The organism is Kitasatospora purpeofusca (assembly GCF_036010405.1).
Classification (GTDB): domain Bacteria; phylum Actinomycetota; class Actinomycetes; order Streptomycetales; family Streptomycetaceae; genus Kitasatospora; species Kitasatospora purpeofusca.
The window spans coordinates 5,917,909-5,940,995 of sequence record NZ_CP108561.1 but is presented as its reverse complement, the minus strand read 5'-3'; the positions used below and the strand labels follow the sequence as shown (position 1 = coordinate 5,940,995).

Below are 23,087 nucleotides of genomic sequence, written 5' to 3'. Positions count from 1 at the left end.
CGCCCGGGGACCCCGCAGCGGCCCCGGTCCCGCAGGGTGGGCACCCCGGGGCCTGTAACGTCCGTCACCCCCGGACGCGCGCGGGGAGCGGCGGCCGGGGGTGACGGGTCGACAGAACGGTCGAGAACGGTCGACGGGACAACGGGAAGGGCGGCGCGGATCAGCCGGAGCGGCGCAGCAGCGAGATCCGCGAGCGGGTGAGCAGCGCGGCCAGCGCCACCGCGAGCAGCGGCAGCACGACCACCGTGACCCCGATGTTGAGCCAGGGGAACACCACGATGCCCCGGGCCGTCTCCTCCTGGAGGCTCATCCCCGGGTAGACCGCCCCGGCGGCCTCGACCTTGCGCAGGGCGACGGCGGGCACGATGCCCGCGACGGCTCCGAGCAGGGCGCCCATGGCGGCGATGACCCCGCACTGGAACCCGGACAGGGTGCGCCGGATCCGGGGCGCGGCGCCGACGGCGGCGAGGGTGGTGAGGTCGCGCTGGGAGTCGGCGGCGGCGAGGCCGGTGGCGATGCCTGCGGCGCCGAGGGCGACGAGGCCGGCGAACGCGGTGAGCCCGAGGCTGATCAGGTCGCCCGGCGACCGGTAGCCGCGCTCGATGTCGAACTCGATGCCGTCGGACAGCTTGGCGAGGGCGGCCCGGGCCCGCTGCTCGGCCCCGTCGGTGGGCGCGGTGTCGGGCAGCCAGACGGAGCCCGCGTCGCTGCTGGTCAGGCCGAGCCGGTGGACGGTCTCGGCACTGACCACGGCGGTCCCGCCGACGTTGGACTGGCCGCCGACGAACACGGCGTCGAGGGTGACGGTGCGCGAGGCGGGCTCGAAGTCCGCGTCCATCGGGCCGTCCGGGTAGGGCTCGGTGAGTTCGAGGGCGACCTTGCCGTCCTTGACGTAGCGCTCGTCGAAGACGACGGCCTTGCCCGCGGCGACCGCCTGCCCGGCGGCCGGGTCGGTGACGCTGTAGAGGTTGCGCAGCAGGGTGGCGTCGCCGGACTGGACGGCGCCGAAGCTGTTGCCCCGGGTGATGGCGCGCTCCTTGCAGCGCGGGTCCTCACGGCCGAGCCGGGCGATGTCCTCCTGGTTGAGGCTGCGGCGGCCCTTGCCCCAGATCGGGCACTGCCGCTCCTCGGGCAGGACCGTCGAGACGCGGCCGCAGCTCTGGCCGGAGGCCCGGCAGTCGCCCAGGTAGTTGACCCGCTGGACGTCGGCGCGGACGCCGAGGCCGGGGACGGAGTTCTGCACGGCGCCGCGCTGCTGGGACAGCATCGAGCCGTCGGAGGCGGCGCCCCAGCCGCTGGCAAGGATGACGGCGTTGGCGGGCCCGGCGGCCACGTACTCGCGGCGGTGCTCCTCGTCGCTGCTGGCGACGTAGACGCCGACGGCGACGCTGCCGGCCACGGCGGCCATGACGGCGGCGACGGCGGGGGCGGTGCGGCCGCGGTGGCGGACGGAGTCGCGCAGGGCGAGGCGGGGGCCGAGCGGCAGCCAGCGGCCGATCCGGCCGAACAGGCCGACCAGGTAGGGGGTGAGGGCGACCATGCCGAGCTCGGCGATCGCGGAGCCGCCGAGCACGGCGAGGGAGCGGCTGCCGAAGCCGCCGGTGGCGCCGAGCAGGGCGAGGGCGGAGCCGCCGCCGAGCATCAGCAGACCGAGCAGCGCGAGCTTGCGGCTCGGCGGCTTGAGGTTGTCGCGCCCGGTGAGGGCGGCGACGACGTCCTGCCGGGAGGCCTGGACGGCGGGCACGACGGCGGCGAGCAGACCGGTGACCAGGCCGATGAGCAGGATGCCCAGCAGGTCGAGCGGCTGCAGGTCGAAGTGGCCGAAGCGCTGGCCGGCGGACTCCTCGGCACGGGTGCGGAGCAGCGCGACGAGGCCGATGCCACCGGCCAGGCCGACGACGGCGCCGGTGAGGCCGAGGACGACACCGCCGCCGAGGACGACGGCCCGCACCTGGGCGCGGTCACCGCCGCCGGCGGCGAGCAGGCCGAGCTGGCGCCGGGAGCGGCGTGCGCCGACGGCGAAGGCGGGCCCGGCCAGCAGGACGATCTCCAGCAGGGCCATGCCGACCACGGTGCCGAGGACGACGACGGCGGTCCGGTCGAAGAAGGCGGTCCTGCCGCTGCTGCTGCCCTGGCTGTCCTGGTAGGCGTAGAACGGCACCTCGGAGCGGGCCGGCGGGTCGAGGAGCACGGCGCGCGAGGTGGCGACGAAGCCGTACTTGTTGAGCTCCACCACCTTGGGCCAGTCGATGTCGGCCCCGGCGGGGAGCTTGACCAGCCAGTGGCTGACGCCCTCGCTCACCGAGGTCACGCCGGCGCGGGCGCCGTTGCTCGGCAGCTTGTCGAGCACGGCGCCCGGGCGGGCGTACAGGACGGCGCCGCGCAGGTCGCCGGGGTACTCGGCGACGCCGGTGATGGTGAAGGGGGTGGCTTCGAGACCGCGGGGCGCGGTGCGGTCGCCGATCCGCAGCCCGGAGGTGTTCAGGAACTCCTGGCTGGCGGCCACCTCGTGGTCGGCGCTGGGGGCGCGGCCCTTGACGATGTCGTAGCGGCCGCGCCAGACCGGGTCGGCGAGGTCGGCCTCGGTGATCCGGACGTTGGTGAGGCCCTCGGCGGTGCTGGTGGCGGTGTAGGGGCCCTCACGGAACGGCACCAGGGTGGCGCCGGGCAGGAGCCGGCGGGCGAGATCGGCGGGTTCGGTGTCGAGGCTGAGCCGCTGCTCGGGGGTGTAGGCGGGCTGCCCGTTCTCCTTCTTGGTCTCCGAGGCGTCGGTGATGTGGAAGTCCTCGGCGGGGTCCGGGGCCTGGAGGACGACGGCGCCCCGGTCGAGGATCCGCAGCTCGGCCGCGGACCGGCCCATCGCGCGGACGACCTTCTCGCCCGGGTCGAGGTCGGCGCTGCGGAAGACCACGTCCGCGCCGGCGACGCCGAGCACGGGCAGGGCGACCATGGCGACGACGAGGGCGCTGCGGCCCTTGGCGCGCAGGGCGTCGCGGCGGGCGATGCGCAGGGCGACCCGCCAGGAGCTGAGCTTCACTCCGCCACCGGGCCCTTCGCGTTGGTGGCGGCGGCGAGGAGGAGGCTGCCGGCGTCCTGGCTGGCGCTCTCGTCGACCATGCGGCCGTCGCGGAGGAAGACGACCCGGTCGGCCCAGGCGGCGTGCCGGGCCTCGTGGGTGACCATCATGGCGGCGGCGCCGGCGTCGCAGCGGTGGCGCAGGACGGCGAGCACCGACTCGCCGGTGGTGGAGTCGAGCGCGCCGGTGGGCTCGTCGGCGAGGACGAGGCGGCGGTCGCCGATGAGGGCGCGGGCGATGGCGACGCGCTGCTGCTGGCCGCCGGACATGTCGTCGGGGAAGCGGTCGGCGAGTTCGGGGATGCCGAGCTCCTCCAGGGCGACGAGGGCCTCGCGGCGGGCGGCGCGGGCGGACAGGCCGTCGAGTTCGCGCGGCAGGGAGATGTTCTCGGCGGCGGTGAGGGCCGGTATCAGGTTGTAGTCCTGGAAGACGTAGCCGACGGAGCGGCGGCGGACCTCGGCGAGCCGCTTGCGGCTGAGGCCGCCCAGGGCGACGCCCTCGACCAGGACCTGGCCGGCGCTGGGGGTGTCGAGGCCGCCGGCGAGGGTCAGCAGGGTGGACTTGCCGGAGCCGGACGGGCCCATGACGGCGACGAACTCGCCGGGGCGGACCTTGAGGTCGACGCCGCGCAGTGCCTGGACCTCGGCGGCGCCCTGGCCGTGGACACGGGTGACGTGGTCCAGGTGCAGGACGGCGTCGCCGCTCCTGGTCGGATCGGTGTGGGACACGGTTCCCCCTGCTGTGGTGGGGCCCGTCGCGCGGTGGCGGCGGTCGGGCCGGTGGTTCGGGTTCGAGCCGGTTCGGTTCGGGCCCAGTGGTTCGGGCCGGGTGGTACGGGCCGGGTGGTACGGGCCCAGTGGTTCGGGCCGGGTGGTACGGGCCCGGTGTCAGGCCTTGCTGCGGCGGCGGCCGAAGCGGGCGGGCGCGGCCGTCGGGCCGTCACCCGCCCCGGCGGCGCTCTTCTCCGCGGCGCGGGCCTGCTCCACCTCCGCGTGCTGGGCGAGCCGGGTCTCGCAGTGGTCGAGCCAGCGGACCTCGGCCTCGGTCTGGAAGATCAGCTGTTCGAGGACGAGCAGCCAGGCGAGGTCGGCGCCGGGCTGCCCGGGCCCGGCGGGTCCACCGGGCCGGCTCTCGCCGGCCAGGGCGCGGGCCTTCAGCCGGGTGTAGTCCTGGAGCGCCTTGATGCTGTGCCGGCGCTGGCCCTGGACGACGGCGGGCACGTCGACGCCGGGGACGGTGACGGCCATGGCGAGCTTGATGGCGAGTTCGTCCCGGGGCGGGTTGGTGCGCGGCACCGGGGTGTCGAACCAGGTCCGCAGTTCGGCGCGGCCGGCTTCGGTGGCCTCGTAGAACTGGTGGCCCTCCTCGTCCTCCCCGGCGGGGACGACCAGTCCGTCACGCTCCAGTCGGGCCAGGGTGGTGTAGACCTGGCCGACGTTCAGCGGCCAGGTGGCGCCGGTGCGCGCCTCGAACTCGGTTCTCAGCTGATAGCCGTAGCTGGGCCCCTGGTCGAGCAGGGCGAGCAGGCCGTGGCGGATGGACATACTGAGTATGTATACCCGGTATGCTCGACGGGTCAAGCCGGGCCCCCCGGACGGGAGCCGACGCGGACCGGCCGACGGCGACCGGTAACGTCGTACCGCGTGAGCCAGTTGCGCATCGCCACCTTCAACCTGCTGCACGGCCGACCGCTGGCCCCCGACGGCGCCCCGCGGCCCTTCCCGCCCGACCCCGCGGCACCGCTCGCGAAGGCGGTGGCCGCGCTGGACGCCGACGTGCTGGCCCTCCAGGAGGTGGACCGGCACCAGGCCCGCTCCGGCGGCACCGACCAGGCCGCCGTCGCCGCCGCCGCGATGGGCGCCGCCGACTGGCGCTTCGCCGCGGCCCTGCACGGCCGCCCCGCGCCGGTGGCCGGCTGGCTGCCGGAGCCCTCGGCGCCCCCCGGGATCCAGGTGTACGGGCCGGCCGACCTCGGCGCGCAGGCACCGCCCGCCTACGGCACCGCGCTGCTGACCCGGCTGCCGGTGCTGCACTGGCGGGCCCGCCGGTTCGCGCCGGCGCCGTTCGGGCTCCCGCTGCGGGTGGCCGGACGGCGCGGGCTGACGCCCGTTCCGGACGAGCCGCGCGCGGCGCTGGCGGCGGTGCTGGAGGGCGAGAAGGGGCCGTTCACCGTGGTCGCGGCGCACCTGTCGTTCGTCCCGGGCTGGAACATGGCGCAGCTGGCGGCGATCCGCCGGTGGATCGCCGACCTGCCGCAGCCGTACCTGGTGCTGGGGGACTTCAACCTGGTGGGCGCGGTGCCGCGCACGGTGCTGGGCGGGGCGAGCGCGCTGGAGCGGTCGGCACCCCGGGCGCGGGTGCGGGAGCTGCGGGCGGCCCGGCGGGCCCGGCCGGCGCTGGTGGAGCCGCGCCGGCGGCGGGTGCGGGAGCCCCGGGCGCGGCTCCAGGGCTGGTACGACCTGGCGCGCACGCCCACCTACCCCTCGCACCGGCCGGCGGTGCAGTTCGACCATGTCCTGGCGGTGGGGGTGCCGCGGACGGCGGTGGGCCCGGCGACGGCGCCGCGCACGGCGGTGTCGGACCACCGCCCGCTGGTGGTCCGGGTCTCGCTCTAGGGGCTCACTGCCGGGAGAGGTGCGCGTTCTGCTGCGGGACGGACGGGGTGCGCGGGGCCGGCGGGGCGGGCTGCCCTCCGGGGTCGGCCGGGGCCTGCGCGGCCGCGGCGGTGGTGGCGGTGACGGGCCGGTCGGTGACCGGCGGCGGATCGTACTGGAGGAGCAGCATGGCGGCGTCGTCGCCGAGTTGGCGTCCGACGTGGCGCACGACGTCCTCGTGCAGGCGGTGCAGCACCTCGACGGGTCCGCCGTCGGCGTGCCGGGGGAAGCGTTCGGCGAGCGGGTAGAAGACGCCGGCCCGGTCGCGGGCCTCGATGACGCCGTCGGTGAAGAGCAGCACCCGGTCGCCGGGGCGCAGCGGCACCCGGTGGACCGGGGGCCGGACGTCGGCGGGGTCGAGGACACCGAGCGGGGGCACCGTCTCGGCGAGTTCGAGCGGACGGACGGCCTCGCCGCCGCGCAGCAGCAGCGGGGCGGGGTGGCCGCAGTTGACGATCTCGGCGGTGCCGTCGGGGCCGACGCCGATGAGGACCAGGGTGACGAACTCCTCCTCGACGCCGGGGTGGTCGTTCTCGTGGAGGGCGCGGTCGAGGCTGTCGGCGAGCCAGCCGGCGACCTTGTCGAGGGCGGCCTCCTGGTGGGCGGCCTCGCGGAAGGCGCCGAGCACGGCGGCGGCGGTCTCGACGGCGCCGAGGCCCTTGCCGCGCACGTCGCCGACGACGGCGCGCACGCCGTGCCGGGTGTTGACGACTTCGTAGAGGTCGCCGCCGATGCGGGCGTGGGCGGCGGCGGCGGCGTAGTGGACGGCGGCGCGGACGGTGCCGACCCGGTCGGGGACGGGGCGCAGCAGAACCCGCCGGGCGATGGAGGCGACCAGCTGGGCGTCGGCGAGGAGGCGCTCCTGGCGCAGCCTCAGGGTGGCACTGACCCAGCTGATCACGGCGACGAGGACGATGGCGAAGACGGTGGCGCTGTGCACGGACTCGGCGAGCACGTCGTTGCGCACGGCCATGACGAAGGCGGCGACCTCGGTACAGGCGCCGATGGCGAGGGGGTACCAGGTGCGTCGGCTGACCACGGCGGCCAGCGCGGGGACGGCGGTGAGCGCCGGTTCGACGGTCACCGCGGCGTCGGTGAAGTAGTCGAGGACGACGACCAGCGCCATACCGATGAACGGCAGCGACAGTGCCGTCCTCGGCCAGGTGCCGGTCGCGCCGGGTGCGGTTCCCGGGGTCGGCCCGGCGAACCGTTCTCTGATCCATCCGGTCGCGCTCAACTTCGGTTCTCCAGCAGAAGACGCGGATGCCCGAGGACACCTGCGGTGATGACTGAGGGTTAGGGAATACGGGCCTCGCTGGCGGCCGGAGCACGGGGGTTGACCGGTTACCGACCCCACAATAGGCGCGAAACGTGCACTACGCACAGGTTTCGCCCGATGCCGTGATGACTTGAATGCTCTCTGTGACTCATTCTTCACTGTTCCCGATCAGGAGCCGTTCCAACTCTTTTCGGTCGGGAAGTCCTGCGGGTTGTTCGATCCGGCCGCTCCGGACGTACAGGAACGAGGCCGTGACCTGCTCCGGCGGAACGCCGGCCTGTTCGGCCCACGCCAGTCGGTACACCGCGAGTTGGAGCGGGTCGGCGGTCTCCTCGCGCTGCGTCTTCCAGTCCACCACTTCGTAGCGTGACGCGCCGCCCATTTCTGACCCGCCGTCACCATCACGGTAGACCGCGTCGATCCGGCCGCGCACCACCCGGCCCGCCAGTACCAGTTGGAACGGTGCCTCGACCCGCAGCGGGGAGCGGTCGGCGTAGGGGCTGCGCAGGAACGCCTCCTTGAGCCGCTCCAGGTCCTGCTCGTCCTCGATGCCGTCGTCGTCGGCGCCGGGCAGCGCGCCCGGGCCGATCAGCATCAGCGGTTCGATCCGCGACTGCACCCAGGCGTGGAAGCGGGTGCCGCGCCGGGCCGCGGGCTGCGGCGGTCGGGGCATCGGGCGGGCGAGGTCGTGCGCGAAGCCGTCCGGGTCGGCGGCCAGCCGCATCAGCTGGGTGGCGGAGAGCGAGGCCGGCAGCGGCACCTCCCGCACCCGGCCCCGGGAGCGCTCCAACTCACCGACCAGCGCGGTGAGGTCGCGGTCCCAGGACTCGACCAGCCGGCGGTCCTCGGGCGCCATCGGCCCGGGGTCGGGGGCGGGCTGCCCGGCCAGGCGCCGGTGCACGACCTCGGCGACCCGGCGACGGGCGTGCTGGGCCGCCGGGTCCAGCGGCAGCGGCCAGGGGCGTTCGACGGGTGCGGCGAGCGCCGGGTTCTCGGCGCCCTCCGCCGGCGGCTCGGCCCAGTGGTCGATCTCGCCGTTGCCGGGGAGCTCGGTGTGCTCGCGCAGCTGCTCCAGGAAGGCGGAGGGGCCGCGCGGGGTCTTCTGGCTGGGCCCCCACCAGTGGCCGGAGGCGAGCAGCAGCGCCCGGGGGCGGGTGAAGGCGACGTAGCCGAGGCGCAGTTCCTCGGTGGCGGAGTGCTCGGCCAGGGCTGCCTTGAACTCCTTCATGGCCTTCGCGTTCCAGCCGCCCCGCACATCGGGCAGGGTGGCGGCGTCGCCGCGCAGGGCGTGCGGCAGCACCCGCTTGGCGCTGGTCCAGCGCTCGCGCGGGCTGGCTGACGGGAAGGCGCCCTTGACCAGGCCGGGCACGGCGACGACGTCCCACTCCAGGCCCTTGGACTTGTGCGCGGTGAGCACCTTGACGGTGTCCTCGCCGCCGGGCAGGCCGGCGTCCAGGCCCCGGTCGTGCTCCTGGGCGGCGCGCAGGAAGCCGAGGAAGGCGGCGAGGCCCGGGTCGCCGTCGAGGTCGGAGAAGGAGGCGGCGACGTCGAGGAAGGCGTGCAGGGTCTCCCGGCGGCGGGCGGCGAGCGCGTGCGGGGAGGCGGCGAGTTCGACCTCCAGACCGGTGACGGCGAGCACCCGGTGCAGCACGTCCATCAGCGGTTCGGCGAGCGAGCGGCGCAGCTCCCGCAGCTCGCGGGCGAGCCGGGCGAAGCGGATCCGGGCCTCGGCGGAGAACGCCGGGGCGTCCGGGTCCTCGGGCTCCTCGCCGTCGAGGAAGCTCTCCAGGGCGTCGGCGAGCGAGACCACCTCGGTGGGGTCGGTCTCGGCGACGGCGGCGGCGAGCGGCTCCACGCCCTCGGGGCGCGCGGTGCGGACGAGTTCGGCGGCGCGCCGGCCGAGCAGCGCGAGGTCGCGCGGGCCGATCCGCCAGCGCGGGCCGATCAGCAGCCGGACCAGCGCGGCGTTGGCGGTCGGGTCCTGGAGCACCTCGCACACCGCGACCAGGTCGGCGACCTCGGGCAGGTGGAGCAGCCCCCCGAGGCCGACCACCTCGACCGGCACCTCGCGGGCGACCAGCGCGGCGTGCACGTCGGGGAAGGCCGCGCCGCCCCGGCACAGCACGGCGATCCGGCCGGGGGCGGTGCCGGTGCGCACCAGGTGGGCGATCTCGTCGGCGAGCCAGTCGATCTCCTCGGCGTGGGTGGGCAGCAGCGCGGCCCGCACCCGGCCGTCGAGTTCGGCGCCGGGGGCGGGGCGCAGCGCCTCGACGCCCTCGTGCATGGCGCGCAGCGGCGCGGCCAGCCCGTTGGCGAGGGCGAGCAGCCGGCCGCCGCTGCGGCGGTTCTCGCTGAGCGCGTACCGGTCGGCGGGGGTGCCGTCGGCGGCGGGGAAGTGGCGCGGGAAGTCGTCGAGGTTGGCGACGGAGGCGCCGCGCCAGCCGTAGATGGCCTGGCAGGGATCGCCGACGGCGGTGACGGGGTGGCCGGGGGCGGGGCCGTCCGGTCCGGCGCCGAACAGGCCGGCCAGCATCAGCCGCTGGGCGACCGAGGTGTCCTGGTACTCGTCGAGCAGCACCACCCGGTACTGGTCCCGCAGCAGGGCGCCGACCTCCGGGCGCTGCTGGGCGAGCCGGGCGGCGGCGGCGATCTGGTCGCCGAAGTCCATCAGGCCGGCGGCGCTCTTGCGGCGCCGGTAGTCCTCGACCAGCCGCAGCAGTTCCAGCCGGGCCCGGGCGGTGGCGGGCACCGCCCGCAGGTCCTCGTTGCCGAGCCGGACTCCGGCCAGGGCGTCGAGCAGGTCCTCGTCGTGGGCGCGCAGCCGCTCGGGCGTGACGAGGTGCTCGGCGAGCTCGCCGTCGAGGGCGGTGAGGTCGGCGACCAGGCCGGTGAAGGTGCCGGTGAGGGCGGGGAACGGGCCCCGGGCGGTGCGCAGCACCTTGGCGGCGAGCTGGAAGCGGGTGGCGTCGGCGAGCAGCCGGACGTCGGGCTCTATGCCGATGCGCAGGCCGTGCTCCTTGAGGAGGCGGCCGGCGAAGGCGTGGTAGGTGGAGATCTCGGGTTCGCCGAGGTCCTCGTCGGCGGGGCCGGCGGACCGGCCGTCGTCCGCCGGGGGCTGCCCGACCCCGGCCTGGCGCAGGGCGGCGCGGACGCGCTCGGCGAGTTCGCCGGCGGCCTTGTTGGTGAAGGTGAGGCCGAGGACCTGCTCGGGGCGGACGGCACCGGAGCCGACCAGCCAGACGACCCGGGCGGCCATCACGGTGGTCTTGCCCGACCCTGCGCCGGCGACGATGACGGCGGGCCGCAGCGGTGCGCCGACGGCCGCGATCTGCTCCCGGTTGAAGGGGATGCCCAGCAGCTCCTTGAGCTGGTCGGGATGGCTGAGCACGGCGGTCACCACGCAACGGTAACGGGGGCCGCCGACAGCCCGGGCCCCGCTGTGGCGACGGCCACGTGTTGCGAGGGCCACGCCGCGCGGCCCCGGCCCCGGTCACGGGGGTGGACGGACGGCCCTACTCGACGACCTGGACGCCCTCGCGCTGGGCGGAGCAGCTGCGCCGGAAGGTGCAGCGGTCGCAGCCGCCGCCGGTCTGCGGGACGAAGCGCTCGGCGAGGATCCGCCCGGCGGCGTCGGCGAGCAGGTTCTCGATCCACGGCTCGCCGTCGGGCGGGTCCTGCCGCTGCACCTTGGGCGCCTCGGGAACGGTCTTGTCGGGCTTGCGGAGCTGGACGAGTTCGGCGCCGCCGGACTCGGCGGCGGTGGCCGCGTCGAAGCCGGGCAGCCCGTTGAGCGCGCCGGAGCGGACGGCGAGCTGGTAGACGGCGAGCTGCTTGTGGTCGGGCAGGGACTTGTCGGTGGGCATCTGCTTGCCGGTCTTGAAGTCGACCACGTAGGCGCGGCCGGCCTCGTCCTGCTCGACCCGGTCCATCGAGCCGCGGATCCGCACCTGGACGCCGCCGGCGTCGAGGGTGACGTCGAAGCCGTGCTCGGTGGCGACGACGTCGCGGCCCCGGGACATCACGTGCCAGGTGAGGAAGCGCTCCAGGGCGTCGCGGGCCTCGGACTTCTCCTGGTGGGACTTCCACGGCGCGTCGAAGGCGAGCGCGTCCCACACCGTGTCCAGGCGTTCCATCAGGACGGCGAGGTCGGCGGGGGTGCGGCCGGAGCCGACCTCGTCGGCGAGGGCGTGCACGACGTTCCCGAAGCCCTGCGCGGCGGAGGAGGTGCCCCGGGCCTTGACCTCCTTGTCCAGGAACCACTGGAGCGAGCAGCTCTCCAGCTGTTCCAGGCCGCTGCCGGACAGCCGCACCGGCAGCGCGGCGTCGCGCAGCGGGGCGGGGGCGGCGGTGGGGTCGTCCAGGCCCCACCAGGCCTCGGGGCGGGCGGCGGGGACGAGCGGGCGGCCCTCCTCGTCGGTGGCGAGGGCGAGGGTGGCGAGCCGTTCGGCGGCGGCCCGGCGCAGCTCGGGCGAGCGGGCGGGGTCGACGGTGACCGCGCGCAGCTCGGCGACCAGCGCGGGCACGGCGAGCGGGCGGCGCGGCCGGTGGGTGACGTCCTCGACGGTGACGGCCGGGGTGCGGCGCAGCACCCGGCCGGTCCTGGGGTCGACCTCCTCGCGGTAGAGCTCGCGCAGGAAGCGGGACGGCTGGTCGCCGTCGTCGGCGGGGGCCTTGACGGCGGTGACCACCAGCCGGTCCTTGGCCCGGGTGGCGGCGACGTAGAAGAGGCGGCGTTCCTCGGCGAGCAGGGCGGCGGGGGTGAGGGGTTCGGCGAGGCCGTCGCGGCCGATCCGGTCGGCCTCCAGCAGGGAGCCGCGGCGGCGCAGGTCGGGCCAGAGGCCGTCCTGGACGCCGGCGACGACGACGAGCCGCCACTCCAGGCCCTTGGCGCGGTGGGCGGTCATCAGCCGGACCGCCTCGGGGCGCACGGCCCGCACGGTGAGGGTGTCGGCGGCGATGTCCTGGGCCTCCAGCTCGGCGAGCAGGTCGAGGGCGCCGCGGTGGCCGGTGACCTGCTCCTCGGCGCGGGCGGCGGTCTCGAAGAGCGCGCAGACGGCGTCGAGGTCCCGGTCGGCGTTGCGGCCGGCGCCGCCGCCGCGCAGGGCGGCGCGTTCCAGGCGTTCGCGCCAGCGGCGGGAGCCCTCCCACAGCTGCCAGAGGGCGTCCTCGGCGGTGCAGCCGCCGGCGAGGGCCTCGCGGACCTTGCGCAGCAGGCTGCCGAGGGCGTACGCGCGGCGGGCGTAGGGGGTGTCCAGGACGGCGAGGCGCTCGGGTTCGGCGAGGGCCTCGCGGAGCAGCTCGCCGGCCGGGCGGGGGACGGCGGCGGCCGGGACGACGGCGGCGGGAACAGCGGCCGGGGCATCGCCCTCGCCGTCGTCCTCGGCGGCCGCGGCGCGGGCCCGCTCGGCGGCCTCGGCGCGCAGCACGGCGCGTTCCTCCTCACGCAGGGTGCGGCCGAGGCGGCGCAGGTCGGCGCCGTCCAGGCCGCCGAGCGGACCGGTGAGCAGGGCGTGCGCGAGTTCGGTGGTGAGCGGGTCGGGCGCGGTGCCCCCGGCGTCCCCGGTGCCCCCGGAGTCCTCGGCGTCCTCGGAGTCCTCCAGGTCGTCCCGGCGGTCGCGGACGGCCTGCTCGGCGCAGACCCGCAGCGCCAGCAGCAGTTGGGCGACGGCCGGCTCCTCGCGCAGCGGCAGGTCGTCGCCGTCGATCTCCAGCGGCACCCCGGCCGCGCCGAGCGCCCGCCGCACCCCGGGGATGGACCGGGCGCCGGCCCGGACCAGCACCGCCATCTCGCCCCACGGCACGCCGTCCTCCAGATGCGCCCGGCGCAGCAGGTCGGCGACCGAGTCCAGCTCGGCGCCGGGGGTCGGGTAGGTGCGGACCTCGACCCGGCCGCCCTCCCGGGCGGGCAGCGGGGCGCGGTGCTGGGCGAGCTTGTCGCTGGGCAGCCGGCCCATCGGCATCCGCCGGGCGAGTTCGCGGGCGGCGGCGAGCAGCACGGCACCCGAGCGGCGGGACACCCGCAGCACCTTGACCTCGGCGGGGCGGCCGTCCGCGTGCCGGAAGGTCTGCGGGAACTCCAGGATGCCGTTGATGTCGGCGCCCCGGAACGCGTAGATGGACTGGTCCGGGTCGCCGACGGCGACCAGCTCGCGCCCGCCGCCGGCCAGCCTCCGCAGCAGCCGGACCTGGGCCGGGTCGGTGTCCTGGTACTCGTCGACGAAGACCGCGTCGTAGCGCTCGCGCAGGCTCCGCTCGACCTCCGGGCGCTCGGCGAGCAGCACCGCGCGGTGCACCAGCTCGGCGTAGTCGAGGACGCCGCGCAGGTCGAGGACGTCGAGGTAGTCGGCGAGGAAGTGCGCGGCGGCGGCCCAGTCGGGGCGCCGCACGCCCTCGGCGAAGCGGGCCAGCTCGTCCTCGCCCAGCCCGAGCTCGCGGCTGCGGGCGAGCACGGCGCGGACCTCGTCGGCGAAGCCGCGGGTGGTCAGGCAGGCGCGCAGGTCGAGCGGCCAGGCGATCCGGGAGCGGCCGCGCCGGGCGTCCTCGGCGCCGCCGGCGAGCAGCTCGCGGACCATGACGTCCTGCTCGGGGCCGGAGAGCAGCCGCAGCGGCTCGGCGTAGTCGGCCGGGTCCTGGTGGGCCCGGAGCAGGGCGTAGCAGAAGGAGTGGAAGGTGGTGGCCTGCGGGGCGGCGGCGCGGGCACCCGCGGCGGTGACGGAGAGCCGGCCGGCCATCCGGTCGCGCAGCTCCACGGCGGCCTTGCGGCTGAAGGTGAGGACGAGGATCCGCTCGGGATCGGTGCCGTTCTCGATCCGCCGGGCGACGGCCTCCACCAGCGTCGTGGTCTTGCCCGTGCCCGGCCCTGCGAGCACCAGCAGCGGACCGCCCGTGTGCTCGACCACGGCGCGCTGGTAGGCGTCGAGTTCGGGCGGTACGGGCGGTACGAGGGGGCTGCGCACCAGACGGTAGGGGGAGCTCACGGACGTCCTGGGGGTCGTGCTCGGGCAACTGCGGGCGGGCCCCGTCGAGGGGCCCGTCGTACATCGAGCCTACGATCCTGCCCCGTCATTCCCGTCCGCGCACGTGATTCCGCCCGATCCGGACCCGACCCGCGGGTACCGGAGTGGCTAGGCGTCGCCGTCCCAGCGGGCGCGCCGCAGGTCGACCCGGGGCGGGTCGGCGAGCTCCCGCAGCGGGGTGCCCTCGTCGCCGTAGTGGCCCAGGGCGCGGTGCTCGTGGCCCGGCAGCAGGCGACCGTCGGCGCGGACCACCCGCCACCAGGGGACGGCGCCGCCGTACAGGGCCATCACCCGGCCGACCTGCCGGGGCCCGCCCTGGCCGAGGTACTCGGCGATGTCCCCGTAGGTCATCACCCGGCCGGGTGGAATCCGCTCGGTCAGATCGAGCACGAGTTCGGCGAAGGGAGGCAGCTCACCGCGGCCGGCCTCGTCGGGGGCGTCCGTCACCTGCGGCATTCTTCCGCATCCGGCCGGACGGCGGGGCCCGTGCGAACGATCCGCCGCGCCCGATCCGGCCCCTGTCCAGCGCGGGGCGCCGAGGCATGCCACCATCTTCGGGGCGGTGAGTGGTGATACGAGGACAAGACCAGATGACCGGGACGGCTGACGTGGGTGTGGACGAGGGCTCCGACGAGTCCTCCGACAGCATGCCCGCAGGTCGCGGCGGACATCCCGCCGCCGCGCCGTCCCCGGTAGTCTCCCTGATCAAGGAACGGACGATCAAGAGCCCCGAGCAGGCCGGCCCCGCGACCGGGGCACCCGCCGCCGTACCCAGCCAGCCTCCCGCGGTCGAACCCGCACCGGGTGCCGTGACCGACGGCACACAGGGCCCGGCCCCGCGCCCCGAGCACGACCCGCTGGACGACGCCCCGCACCTGGACGTCGACGAACCGCTGCTCGCCGCCCGCGCGCACCGCCCCTCGGACCTCATCCGCTTCCTGGTCGGCGTCTTCGGCATCGTCGCGGTGTTCGTGCTCGCCGGTGTGGCGACCTCGACCACCACCGGCATCGAGATCGACATCGCCGAGAACGCGCCCCGCTTCTCCCCGGTGCTGTCCACCATCACCGGCCTGGTCTCCAACGTCGCGGTGCTGGCCGTGCCGCTCGCCTTCGCGGTCGAGCGGCTGATCAAACGCGACGGGCTGCGGGTCGCCGACGGCGTGCTCGCCTCGGTCCTGGCCTACGGCGTCTCGCTGGGCATCGACTGGTGGGTGGCCGAGGGCGCCTCCGACCACATCCGGGACGCGCTGACCCGCTTCCCGCTGGACTCCGTCGGCACCCTGACCGATCCGGTGCACGGCTACCTCGCCCCGGTGATCGCCTATATGACGGCCGTCGGCATGTCGAGCAGACCTCGCTGGCGGGTCGCCCTGTGGGTGGTGGTCGTCTTCAGCGGCATCACCGAACTGCTCGGCGGCTACACCACCCCGCTGTCCCTGCTGCTCACCGTGCTGATCGGCTGGTCCGTCGCCTACGGCACCCTCTACGCGATCGGCTCGCCGAACATCCGGCCCACCGGGCAGCACCTGATGATCGGCCTGCGCAAGGTCGGCTTCACCCCGGCCAGCGCCCACCGCGCCCACGACGCCCCCGGCGGCACCCGCCGCTACCTGGTCGCCCAGCAGAGCGGCCCGCCGCTGGACGTCCACATCGTCGACCGCGAGCAGCAGGCCTCCGGCTTCTTCTACCGGGCCTGGCGCCGGCTGCGGCTGCGTTCGGTGGCCGTACGGCGCAGCCCCCAGTCGCTGCGCCAGGCGCTGGAGCAGGAGGCGCTGATCGCGTACGCGGCCGCCGCCTCCGGCGCCCGCGCCCCGCAGCTGGTCGCCACCTCCGAGCTGGGCCCGGACGCCGCCATCCTGGTCTACGAGAACGTCGAGGGCCGCACCCTGGACGAGCTCGCCGACGAGGAGGTGACCGACCAGGTGATGGCCTCGCTGTGGGAGTCGGTCGCCGCCCTGCACGAGCGCCGGATCGCGCACCGCCGGCTCACGGGCGAGTCGCTGCTGGTCGTCGACGGGAAGACGGCCTGCCTGGTCAACCTCTCCGGCGGCGACATCGCCGCCACCGACCTCACCCTGCGCATCGACGTCGCCCAACTGCTCACCACCTTCGCGCTGCGGATCGGCCCGGAGCGCACGGTCGCCACCGCCAACGCGGTGCTCGGCGCCGAGCGGGTCGCCCAGGCGCTGCCGCTGCTCCAGCCGGTCGGGATGAGCCGCTCGACCCGGGTCGACCTGAAGAAGCTCGGCAAGGAGCGCAAGACCGCCGCCCAGGCCAAGGCACTGGAGCAGGTCGCCGCCGGCGAGCGCACCCAGGAGCAGGCCGAGGAGGACATCGCGGTCGCCGGCGAGGACCTGCTCAGCCGGATCCGCGGCCAGATCCTGCAGATCGCGCCCGAGGCGCCGATGGAGCCGGCCAGGCTGGAACGGCTCAAGCCGAAGACCCTGATCATGGTGATCGCGTTCACCTTCGCCGCCTACCTGACGCTGACCACCGTCAAGCCGGCCCAGCTGAAGCTCTCCCAGATGGACTGGGCCTGGGCGGCGGTGGCGCTCGCGGCGGCGAGCTTCTCCTACGTGGCCGCGGCGATGAGCCTGACCGGCTTCGTCCCGGAGAAGCTGCCGTTCCGCCGGACCGTGGCCGCCCAGATCGCCGGTTCCTTCGTGAAGCTGGTCGCCCCGGCCGCGATCGGCGGCATCGCGCTGAACACCCGCTACCTGCAGAAGGCGGGCATCCGCTCCGGCCAGGCGGTCGCCTCGGTCGGCGCCTCCCAGCTGGCCGGCCTGACCGGGCACCTGCTGCTGCTGTTCAGCTTCGGCCTGATCACCGGCAGCCAGACCAACGGCGACCTCTCCGCCTCCCGCGCGGTGATCATCGGCGTGCTGAGCGCGGCCGTGCTGGCGCTGGTGGTGGCGGCGGTCGCCCCGCTGCGGCGGTTCGTGCTGAACCGGCTGCGCTCGCTGTTCTTCGGTGTGGTGCCGCGGATGCTCGACCTCATGCAGACGCCCAGCAAGCTGGTCACCGGCTTCGGCGGCATCCTGCTGCTGACCCTGTCGTTCACCGCCTGCCTGGACGCCTCGGTGCAGGCCTTCGGCGGCTCGATCTCCTTCTCGGCGGTCGCCGTGGTCTTCCTGACCGCCAACGCGGCCGGCTCCGCCATCCCCACCCCCGGCGGCATCGGCCCCGTCGAGGTCGCCCTGATCGGCGCGCTCACCGTCGCCGACGTGCCGGCCGCCGTCGCCACCCCGGCGGTCTTCCTCTACCGGGCGCTCACCTTCTGGCTGCCGGTGGTGCCCGGCTGGATCTCCTACAACGTGCTCCAGCGCAAGGGCGCGCTCTAGCGACCCGTCCGGGCTCCTGCGGAAAAGGGGCTCCGGACGCGGGAAGGGCCCGCCGTAGCGGGCCCTTCCCGGTGGTCGGTACAACGCGGTGCGATCAGCGGTGCGATCAGTAGACCGGCTTGTGCGGCTCGATCTGGTTCACCCAGCCGAGCACGCCGCCGCCCAGGTGGACGGCGTTGGAGAAGCCCGCCGACTTCACCACGGCCAGCACCTCGGCCGAGCGGACGCCCGACTTGCAGTGCAGCACGATCTTCTTGTCCTGCGGCAGCTGCTCCAGCGCGTTGCCCATCAGGAACTCGTTCTTCGGGATCAGCACCGCGCCGGGGATGCTGACGATCTCGTACTCGCCGGGCTCGCGGACGTCGATCAGGAAGATGTCCTCCTCGTCGTCCTGCCACTGCTTGAGCTGCTTCGAGGTGATCGTCGAACCGGCGGCCGCGGCCTGCGCCTCGTCCGACACGACGCCGCAGAAGGCCTCGTAGTCGATGAGCTCGGTGACGGTCGGGTTCTCGCCGCAGAGCGCGCAGTTCGGGTCCTTGCGGACCTTCACCTGGCGGTAGTTCATCTCCAGGGCGTCGTAGATCATCAGCCGGCCGACCAGCGGGTCGCCGACCCCGGCCAGCAGCTTGATGGCCTCGGTGACCTGGATCGAGCCGATCGACGCGCACAGCACGCCCAGCACACCGCCCTCGGCGCAGGACGGGACCATGCCCGCCGGCGGCGCCTCCGGGTAGAGGCAGCGGTAGCAGGGGCCGTGCTCGGCCCAGAACACGCTCGCCTGGCCGTCGAAGCGGTAGATCGAGCCCCACACGTACGGCTTGCCGAGCAGCACCGCGGCGTCGTTCACCAGGTAGCGGGTGGCGAAGTTGTCGGTGCCGTCCACGATCAGGTCGTAGCCGGAGAAGATCTCCATGACATTGGAGTTGTCGAGGCGCTCGTCGTGCAGGATCACCTCGACGTACGGGTTGATCTCCTTGACGGAGTCCCGCGCCGACTCGCCCTTCGAGCGGCCGATGTCCGACTGGCCGTGGATGATCTGCCGCTGCAGGTTCGACTCGTCGACGACGTCGAACTCGACGATGCCCAGCGTCCCGACGCCGGCCGCGGCCAGGTACATCAGCGCGGGCGAGCCAAGACCGCCGGCGCCGACACACAGCACCTTGGCGTTCTTCAGCCGCTTCTGCCCGGCCATGCCCACGTCGGGGATGATCAGGTGGCGGGAGTACCTGCGGACCTCGTCGACGGTGAGCTCGTCGGCCGGCTCGACCAGGGGTGGCAGCGACACGGGTTCTCCGTTGCTCGTCGGTTCGGGTGGCCGGGGCCAACCTCTTGGGGCTTGTTGCTCCGCCACCGCGGTGGCTCTGCTAGGCCAACAGTGTCACGCCGCCCCGGTATTCCGAGACAGCCCGTCCGAAGGACGAGACGGGCCGCGCCGGATCGTGGGACCACGCACCGGGCCCCGGAACGGTCGCCGCGGACCGCCCCGGGGCCCGGGAGCAGCGGGTCCCCGGTGCCGCCGCGGCCCGCACCGGTCCGGGCCCCGGCGGCACCTCCGACTCAGACCCGGCAGGCCGTCTCCAGCCAGACGTCCCCCAGCGACTCCTCCAGCGGCACCTGTGTCCGCCAGCCGAGACGGTCCCGGGCCGTCCGCACATCGGCCTGCCGCCACGGCACCGGCTCCCCCGCGGGCGCCCGTCCCTCGCCCGGGCGGGGCTCCGCCGGCCGGTGGCCCGGCAGGTGGTGCGCGGGCACGTGCCCCGGTACGTGCTCGACCGGGCCGCCGGCCTGCGCGGGCAGCACGACCTGCCGGTTCTCCTCCAGCACCGCCCCCTCGAAGCCGGACGCCCGGACCAGCAGCTGGGCCGCCTCCCGGGCCCGCACAGCATGCCCGCTGCCGATGTTGATCACCCCGGTCGCGGCCGAGACCGCGGCCGCCTGGATCGCCCGCGCGACATCCCTGACATCCACGAAATCCCGGTATCCGGACAGGTCCGGCATCCGCACCTGGGACTCCTCGCGCTCCAGCGCCCGCCGCAGCCCCTCCGCCAGCCGCCCGAACAGCGAGGCCGTCGGCGCCCCCGGCCCGACCACGTCGAACACCCGCAGCACCGCGGCGTCCAGCCCGGAGGCCAGCACCAGCTCCGTCCCGGCCAGCTTCGACACCCCGTACGGGCCCACCGGCCGGGGCTCGGCGCTCTCCGACACCGGCACCCCGCCCGGGACCGGCCCGTACTCGGCCGCCGAACCGACATGCACCAGCCGGGCCGGCTCCCGGCTGCGCCGGATCCCCTCGCAGACGGTCGCCACCGCGAGCGTGTTGGCCCGGATCAGCGTCCGCGAACTGCCGTAGGTGGCTCCCGCGCAGTTGATCACCACCTGGGGCGCGACCGCGTCCAGGAACCGGGCCAGCGCCCCGGGGCTGCCGGTGGTCAGGTCGAAACGGATGTCGGCGGAGTCACGCCGGCCGAGTACCGTCACCTGCAGTTCCGGATCCACGAGCAGGCGATCGGTGACCCGACGGCCGATGAAGCCGTCGGCGCCCAGCAGCAGCACCCTCATCGGGGGGCGTCCTTCCACGAAGCCAGACCGGGCACGGTCTGGCGGGTCCGAGTGAACAACGGGAAAGCGGGAGTTCGAGAGGCTGTCCGGCAGCCCCCGGGCGCCGTCGCCCGGGCGGCGGTCAGCGGTGCGCATCGGGACGGCCCAGCACCGGCCACGCGTAGAGCAGCAGGGCCAGCGCCACGGCGCCACCGCCGAGCAGCCCGGCGGACGGCGCGGGCGGCGCCGCCGTGCCCGCCGCTCCGGCCAGCGCGCCCAGCGCGGCCGCCGCGGGACGGCCGCAGCGCGCCAGCAGCACGGGCAGCACCAGCAGCAGACCGAGCACACCCTGCGCCGCCCACTGCGCGGGCCCGGCACGCTCCGCCGCCAGATGCAGCAGCCCGCCGCCGTGCGCCGGGCCCGGGCGCGGCGCGAGCGCGGTCAGCACGGCCAGCGCCGCGAAACTCAGCACGGCCAGCACCGCCAGGTGCAGTGCCAGCGCCACCGGGAGCACCGGCCGCATCCGGGACCTGAACTCGGCCAGCGTCGCCGCCTCCCCCAGATGCCCCCGGCCGACCTGCCGGTACCACCGGGCCGCCCACTCCGCGGACCCGGTGGACAGCGCCGCCGCCAGCACCAGCGCGGCCGTCACCCGCCGCTGCTCCGGCCCGTCGGCCGTCACGGCCAGCGGCACCAGCAGCAGGGCGGCCAGACCGGCCCCCCGCGCGGCCGGGTCCCACCAGCGGCGGGCCCCGGCGGGCGGGGTCGGCACGGCGGGCGGGACCGGGCCCAGCTCCGCCTCCGGCCCCTCCCCGGGCCCCGGACCGGCCCACGGCGCGGCCTCCGCACCGCCCGCTCCGGCCGTCCCGGCGGCGGCCGGGACCAGGACCAGCGGAACGGCCGCCGCCAGCAGGACGGGTCGGCCCCCGCCGAGCGCGACCGCCGCCGCGCACGGGAGCACGGCCAGCCCCGCCGTCCGCAGCACCGCCCCGCCCCGTCGCGGCCGGCCCCCGGCGGGCCCGGCCGGCTCCGCCGCGGGCGGCCTGCGCGGCACCCGGGCGTACAGCTCCTCGGCGAGCGAGAACAGGTCGACGTGCCGGCACCGGGCGGCGGCGGCCGGTCCCAGCCCGGCCTCCGCCAGCCCGGCGGCGATCTCCAGCGGGTCCACGGCGCGTTCGCAGAGCACCCGGTGCTCGGCCATCACCTCCCGGACCGGGTCACCCGACCCGGCCGCGAGCCCGACGGCCGCCGCTCCCCCGCCGCCCGCCATCAGACCGCCTCCGCGAACGACCCGGACCGGTCCGGCGCCTCGCCGGCCGCCGGCAGCCGACCCCGCGACAGCGCCACCACGGCGGCGGCGCCGTCAGCGCGGTCGGCGGTGCCACCGTCGTCGGAACGGTCGGAAAGGTCGGAACGGTCGATGCCGTCGCTGCCGTCGCTGCCGTCGCTGCCGTCGCTGTCGGCGCCGTCGGCCGTCACCGGCTCTGCCGTCACGGCCGCGGCAGCGGCCGGAGCGGCCTCCGCCGGCGCGGTGCGACGACGGTCGCTGATCCAGTACTCGGCGGGCCGGGCGAACGGCCGGGGCCTCGGGCCCGCGCCCGCGTCGGGCGCGGCGGCCGGGAAGGCCGGCCACTGCGAGACCAGCTCCAGGTAGATCTCGCGGAAGGCACCGGTCACCGGCTCGACGGCGAAGCGTTCCTGCGCCCGCAGGCGGCCCGCCAGCCCGAGCCTGGCCCGGCGCTCGCCGTCGCGCAGCAGGGCGAGACAGGCTCCGGCCAGGGCCTGCGGGTCGCGCGGCGGCACCAGCAGCCCGGTCGGGCCGACCACCTCGCGGGCCACCCCGACATCGGTGCTGACCACCGCGCGGCCGCTCAGCATCGCGTCGGCCAGCAGGCGGGGCCGCCGCTGGGAGAGGGCGGAGAAGACCACCACGGTGCCGTCCGCCCAGGCCTCGGCGGCCGAGCGGGGCCGCCCGGCGAACTCGACCGCGTCGGCCACCCCGAGCCGTTCGGCGACGGCCGCGCAGTGCGCCCGGTAGCCGGGGACGGCCTCCTCCCCGTGCAGGACCAGGCGCGCGGCGGGCAGTTCGGCGCGGACCCGGGCGAAGGCGTGCAGCGCGAGTTCGGGGTCGCGGCCCGGCTCCAGGGCCCCGGCCCAGACCAGGGTGGGGGCGACCGGTTCGGGGCCGGCGGCGGGCCGGTCGACGGCCGGAGTGCCCTCGTACACGACCCGGGTGCGCGCCGGATCGGCCCCGCAGCGGCGCTGCCACTGCTGGTCGTGGGCGCTGCCCGGGGTCAGTATCGCGGCCTGCCGGTAGGTCTCCTCGGTGAGCGCCCGGAAGAAGGCGAGCAGCAGGGCCCGGACCGGCCAGCGGTAGGGGGCCTCGCGGTAGCCGAGGTACTGCTCGCGCAGGTGCAGTCCGTGCTCGGTGACCACGAACGGCACCCCGTGCAGCTGCTTGGCGACCAGCGCGGGCAGCGCGGCCGGGCCGCCGCCGACGACGTGGCAGAGGTCGGCGGCTCCGAGGCCGCCGGGCGCGGTGCCGTACCAGGGGGCGGAGAGCGGCCGCAGGCACTGTTCGAGCAGGTCGGCGGCGACCAGGACGTCGCAGACCAGCGGCTGCCCGGCGGAGGTGTCGGCGCCGGGCGAGCGCCAGACCCGCTCCAGGACGCGCCGGGCCCGGTCGGAGACCAGGAAGGCGGGCAGTGCGCCGTCGGCGCGGGCGAGTTCGGCGAGCCGGTAGAGACCGGGGCCGAAGCCGGACCGTTCGCCGGGGCGCAGCAGGGACCGCACCAGCCGGTCGTAGGCGGCGGCGTACTGGCGGCCGCGCAGGGCGCCGGGCGCGCGACCGGCCGGGCGGCGGCCCCGGAGGGCGAGTTCGTGGACCGGGGTCCTGGCCGTGTCCTCCGCGTCGGCCGCGCCCGCTCCCCCGGCAGTCCCGGCAGTCCCGGCAGTCCCGGCAGTCCCGGCAGTCCCGGCGAGGACGTACCACGCGAAGTCGTGCTCGCGCAGGCCGTCCACCAGCCGGTCGCACCAGCCGCCGGCGCCACGCGGGGAGCGCGGGCGCACACCCTCGGTGAGCAGTGCTACGCGCACGGGAGACCTCCAGGACAGAACGGGATCGACGGATGGCCGGGCAGAGCGGGCGGTGCCGGCCGCGCGGGCCGGTCGGCGCCCGGCCGC

At 75.9% G+C, this 23,087-nt stretch carries 13 protein-coding genes; 2 read left to right on the top strand and 11 right to left on the bottom strand.

Going from position 1 to position 23,087, the window contains the following annotated elements; all coding sequences use genetic code 11:
• Positions 1–160: 160 nt before the first annotated feature.
• From OG715_RS26120 to OG715_RS26110, 3 genes are all read right to left on the bottom strand, one after another.
• Positions 161–3,037, bottom strand: coding sequence for an FtsX-like permease family protein (locus OG715_RS26120; protein WP_266271365.1), 2,877 nt, complete (start codon positions 3,035–3,037; stop codon positions 161–163).
• Complete coding sequence (locus OG715_RS26115) at positions 3,034–3,804, bottom strand: ABC transporter ATP-binding protein (RefSeq protein ID WP_266271364.1); 771 nt, start codon at positions 3,802–3,804, stop codon at positions 3,034–3,036. Before OG715_RS26115 ends, OG715_RS26120 begins: the two co-directional genes overlap by 4 nt.
• A 159-nt stretch (positions 3,805–3,963) precedes the next feature.
• Positions 3,964–4,620, bottom strand: coding sequence for a PadR family transcriptional regulator (locus OG715_RS26110; RefSeq protein ID WP_266271363.1), 657 nt, complete (start codon positions 4,618–4,620; stop codon positions 3,964–3,966).
• A gap of 99 nt (positions 4,621–4,719) precedes the next feature.
• Between OG715_RS26110 and OG715_RS26105 the strand changes: the two genes are divergently transcribed.
• On the top strand, positions 4,720–5,691 hold the full coding sequence (locus OG715_RS26105) for an endonuclease/exonuclease/phosphatase family protein (protein ID WP_266271362.1): 972 nt from the start codon (positions 4,720–4,722) through the stop codon (positions 5,689–5,691).
• Between the two features lie 4 nt (positions 5,692–5,695).
• On the opposite strand, the gene OG715_RS26100 is transcribed toward OG715_RS26105, so the two are convergent.
• From OG715_RS26100 to OG715_RS26085, 4 genes are all read right to left on the bottom strand, one after another.
• Positions 5,696–6,967, bottom strand: coding sequence for a PP2C family protein-serine/threonine phosphatase (locus OG715_RS26100; protein WP_266271361.1), 1,272 nt, complete (start codon positions 6,965–6,967; stop codon positions 5,696–5,698).
• A gap of 190 nt (positions 6,968–7,157) precedes the next feature.
• Entirely contained in the window at positions 7,158–10,406 is a 3,249-nt protein-coding gene (locus OG715_RS26095) for an ATP-dependent DNA helicase (protein ID WP_266271360.1), read from the bottom strand.
• Between the two features lie 115 nt (positions 10,407–10,521).
• The gene (locus OG715_RS26090; protein ID WP_266271359.1) at positions 10,522–13,986 is read right to left on the bottom strand and encodes an ATP-dependent helicase; all 3,465 of its coding nucleotides are present in this window, start codon (positions 13,984–13,986) and stop codon (positions 10,522–10,524) included.
• Positions 13,987–14,133: 147 nt separating this feature from the next.
• A complete protein-coding gene (locus OG715_RS26085; RefSeq protein WP_266271358.1) occupies positions 14,134–14,481 on the bottom strand; it encodes an MGMT family protein in 348 nt (115 codons plus the stop codon).
• Positions 14,482–14,615: 134 nt separating this feature from the next.
• On the opposite strand from OG715_RS26085, the gene OG715_RS26080 reads away from it, so the two are divergent.
• Positions 14,616–17,366 carry a lysylphosphatidylglycerol synthase transmembrane domain-containing protein gene (locus tag OG715_RS26080; RefSeq protein ID WP_266271357.1) on the top strand — a complete coding sequence of 917 codons (2,751 nt, stop codon included), beginning with the start codon at positions 14,616–14,618 and terminating at the stop codon, positions 17,364–17,366.
• Between the two features lie 106 nt (positions 17,367–17,472).
• Here OG715_RS26080 and moeZ read toward each other — a convergent pair whose 3' ends face one another.
• From moeZ to OG715_RS26060, 4 genes are all read right to left on the bottom strand, one after another.
• On the bottom strand, positions 17,473–18,651 hold the full coding sequence (gene moeZ / locus OG715_RS26075; protein ID WP_266271356.1) for an adenylyltransferase/sulfurtransferase MoeZ: 1,179 nt from the start codon (positions 18,649–18,651) through the stop codon (positions 17,473–17,475).
• 272 nt (positions 18,652–18,923) lie between these two features.
• Positions 18,924–19,925, bottom strand: coding sequence for an NAD-dependent epimerase/dehydratase family protein (locus OG715_RS26070; protein WP_266271355.1), 1,002 nt, complete (start codon positions 19,923–19,925; stop codon positions 18,924–18,926).
• Positions 19,926–20,046: 121 nt separating this feature from the next.
• Positions 20,047–21,174 (bottom strand): hypothetical protein, encoded by a 1,128-nt coding sequence (locus OG715_RS26065; protein ID WP_266271354.1) that lies wholly within the window; start codon positions 21,172–21,174, stop codon positions 20,047–20,049.
• Positions 21,174–23,000, bottom strand: a complete 1,827-nt coding sequence (locus OG715_RS26060; RefSeq protein ID WP_266271353.1) for a DUF3492 domain-containing protein — start codon at positions 22,998–23,000, stop codon at positions 21,174–21,176. Before OG715_RS26060 ends, OG715_RS26065 begins: the two co-directional genes overlap by 1 nt.
• Positions 23,001–23,087 lie beyond the last annotated feature (87 nt).

Excerpts from the sequence above, each read along its gene's own strand:
- OG715_RS26070 (WP_266271355.1), bottom strand. The coding sequence starts at position 19,925 with ATGAGGGTGCTGCTGCTGGGCGCCGACGGCTTCATCGGCCGTCGGGTC.
- OG715_RS26110 (WP_266271363.1), bottom strand. The coding sequence starts at position 4,620 with ATGTCCATCCGCCACGGCCTGCTCGCCCTGCTCGACCAGGGGCCCAGC.
- OG715_RS26085 (WP_266271358.1), bottom strand. The coding sequence starts at position 14,481 with ATGCCGCAGGTGACGGACGCCCCCGACGAGGCCGGCCGCGGTGAGCTG.
- OG715_RS26065 (WP_266271354.1), bottom strand. The coding sequence starts at position 21,174 with ATGGCGGGCGGCGGGGGAGCGGCGGCCGTCGGGCTCGCGGCCGGGTCG.
- OG715_RS26080 (WP_266271357.1), top strand. The coding sequence starts at position 14,616 with ATGACCGGGACGGCTGACGTGGGTGTGGACGAGGGCTCCGACGAGTCC.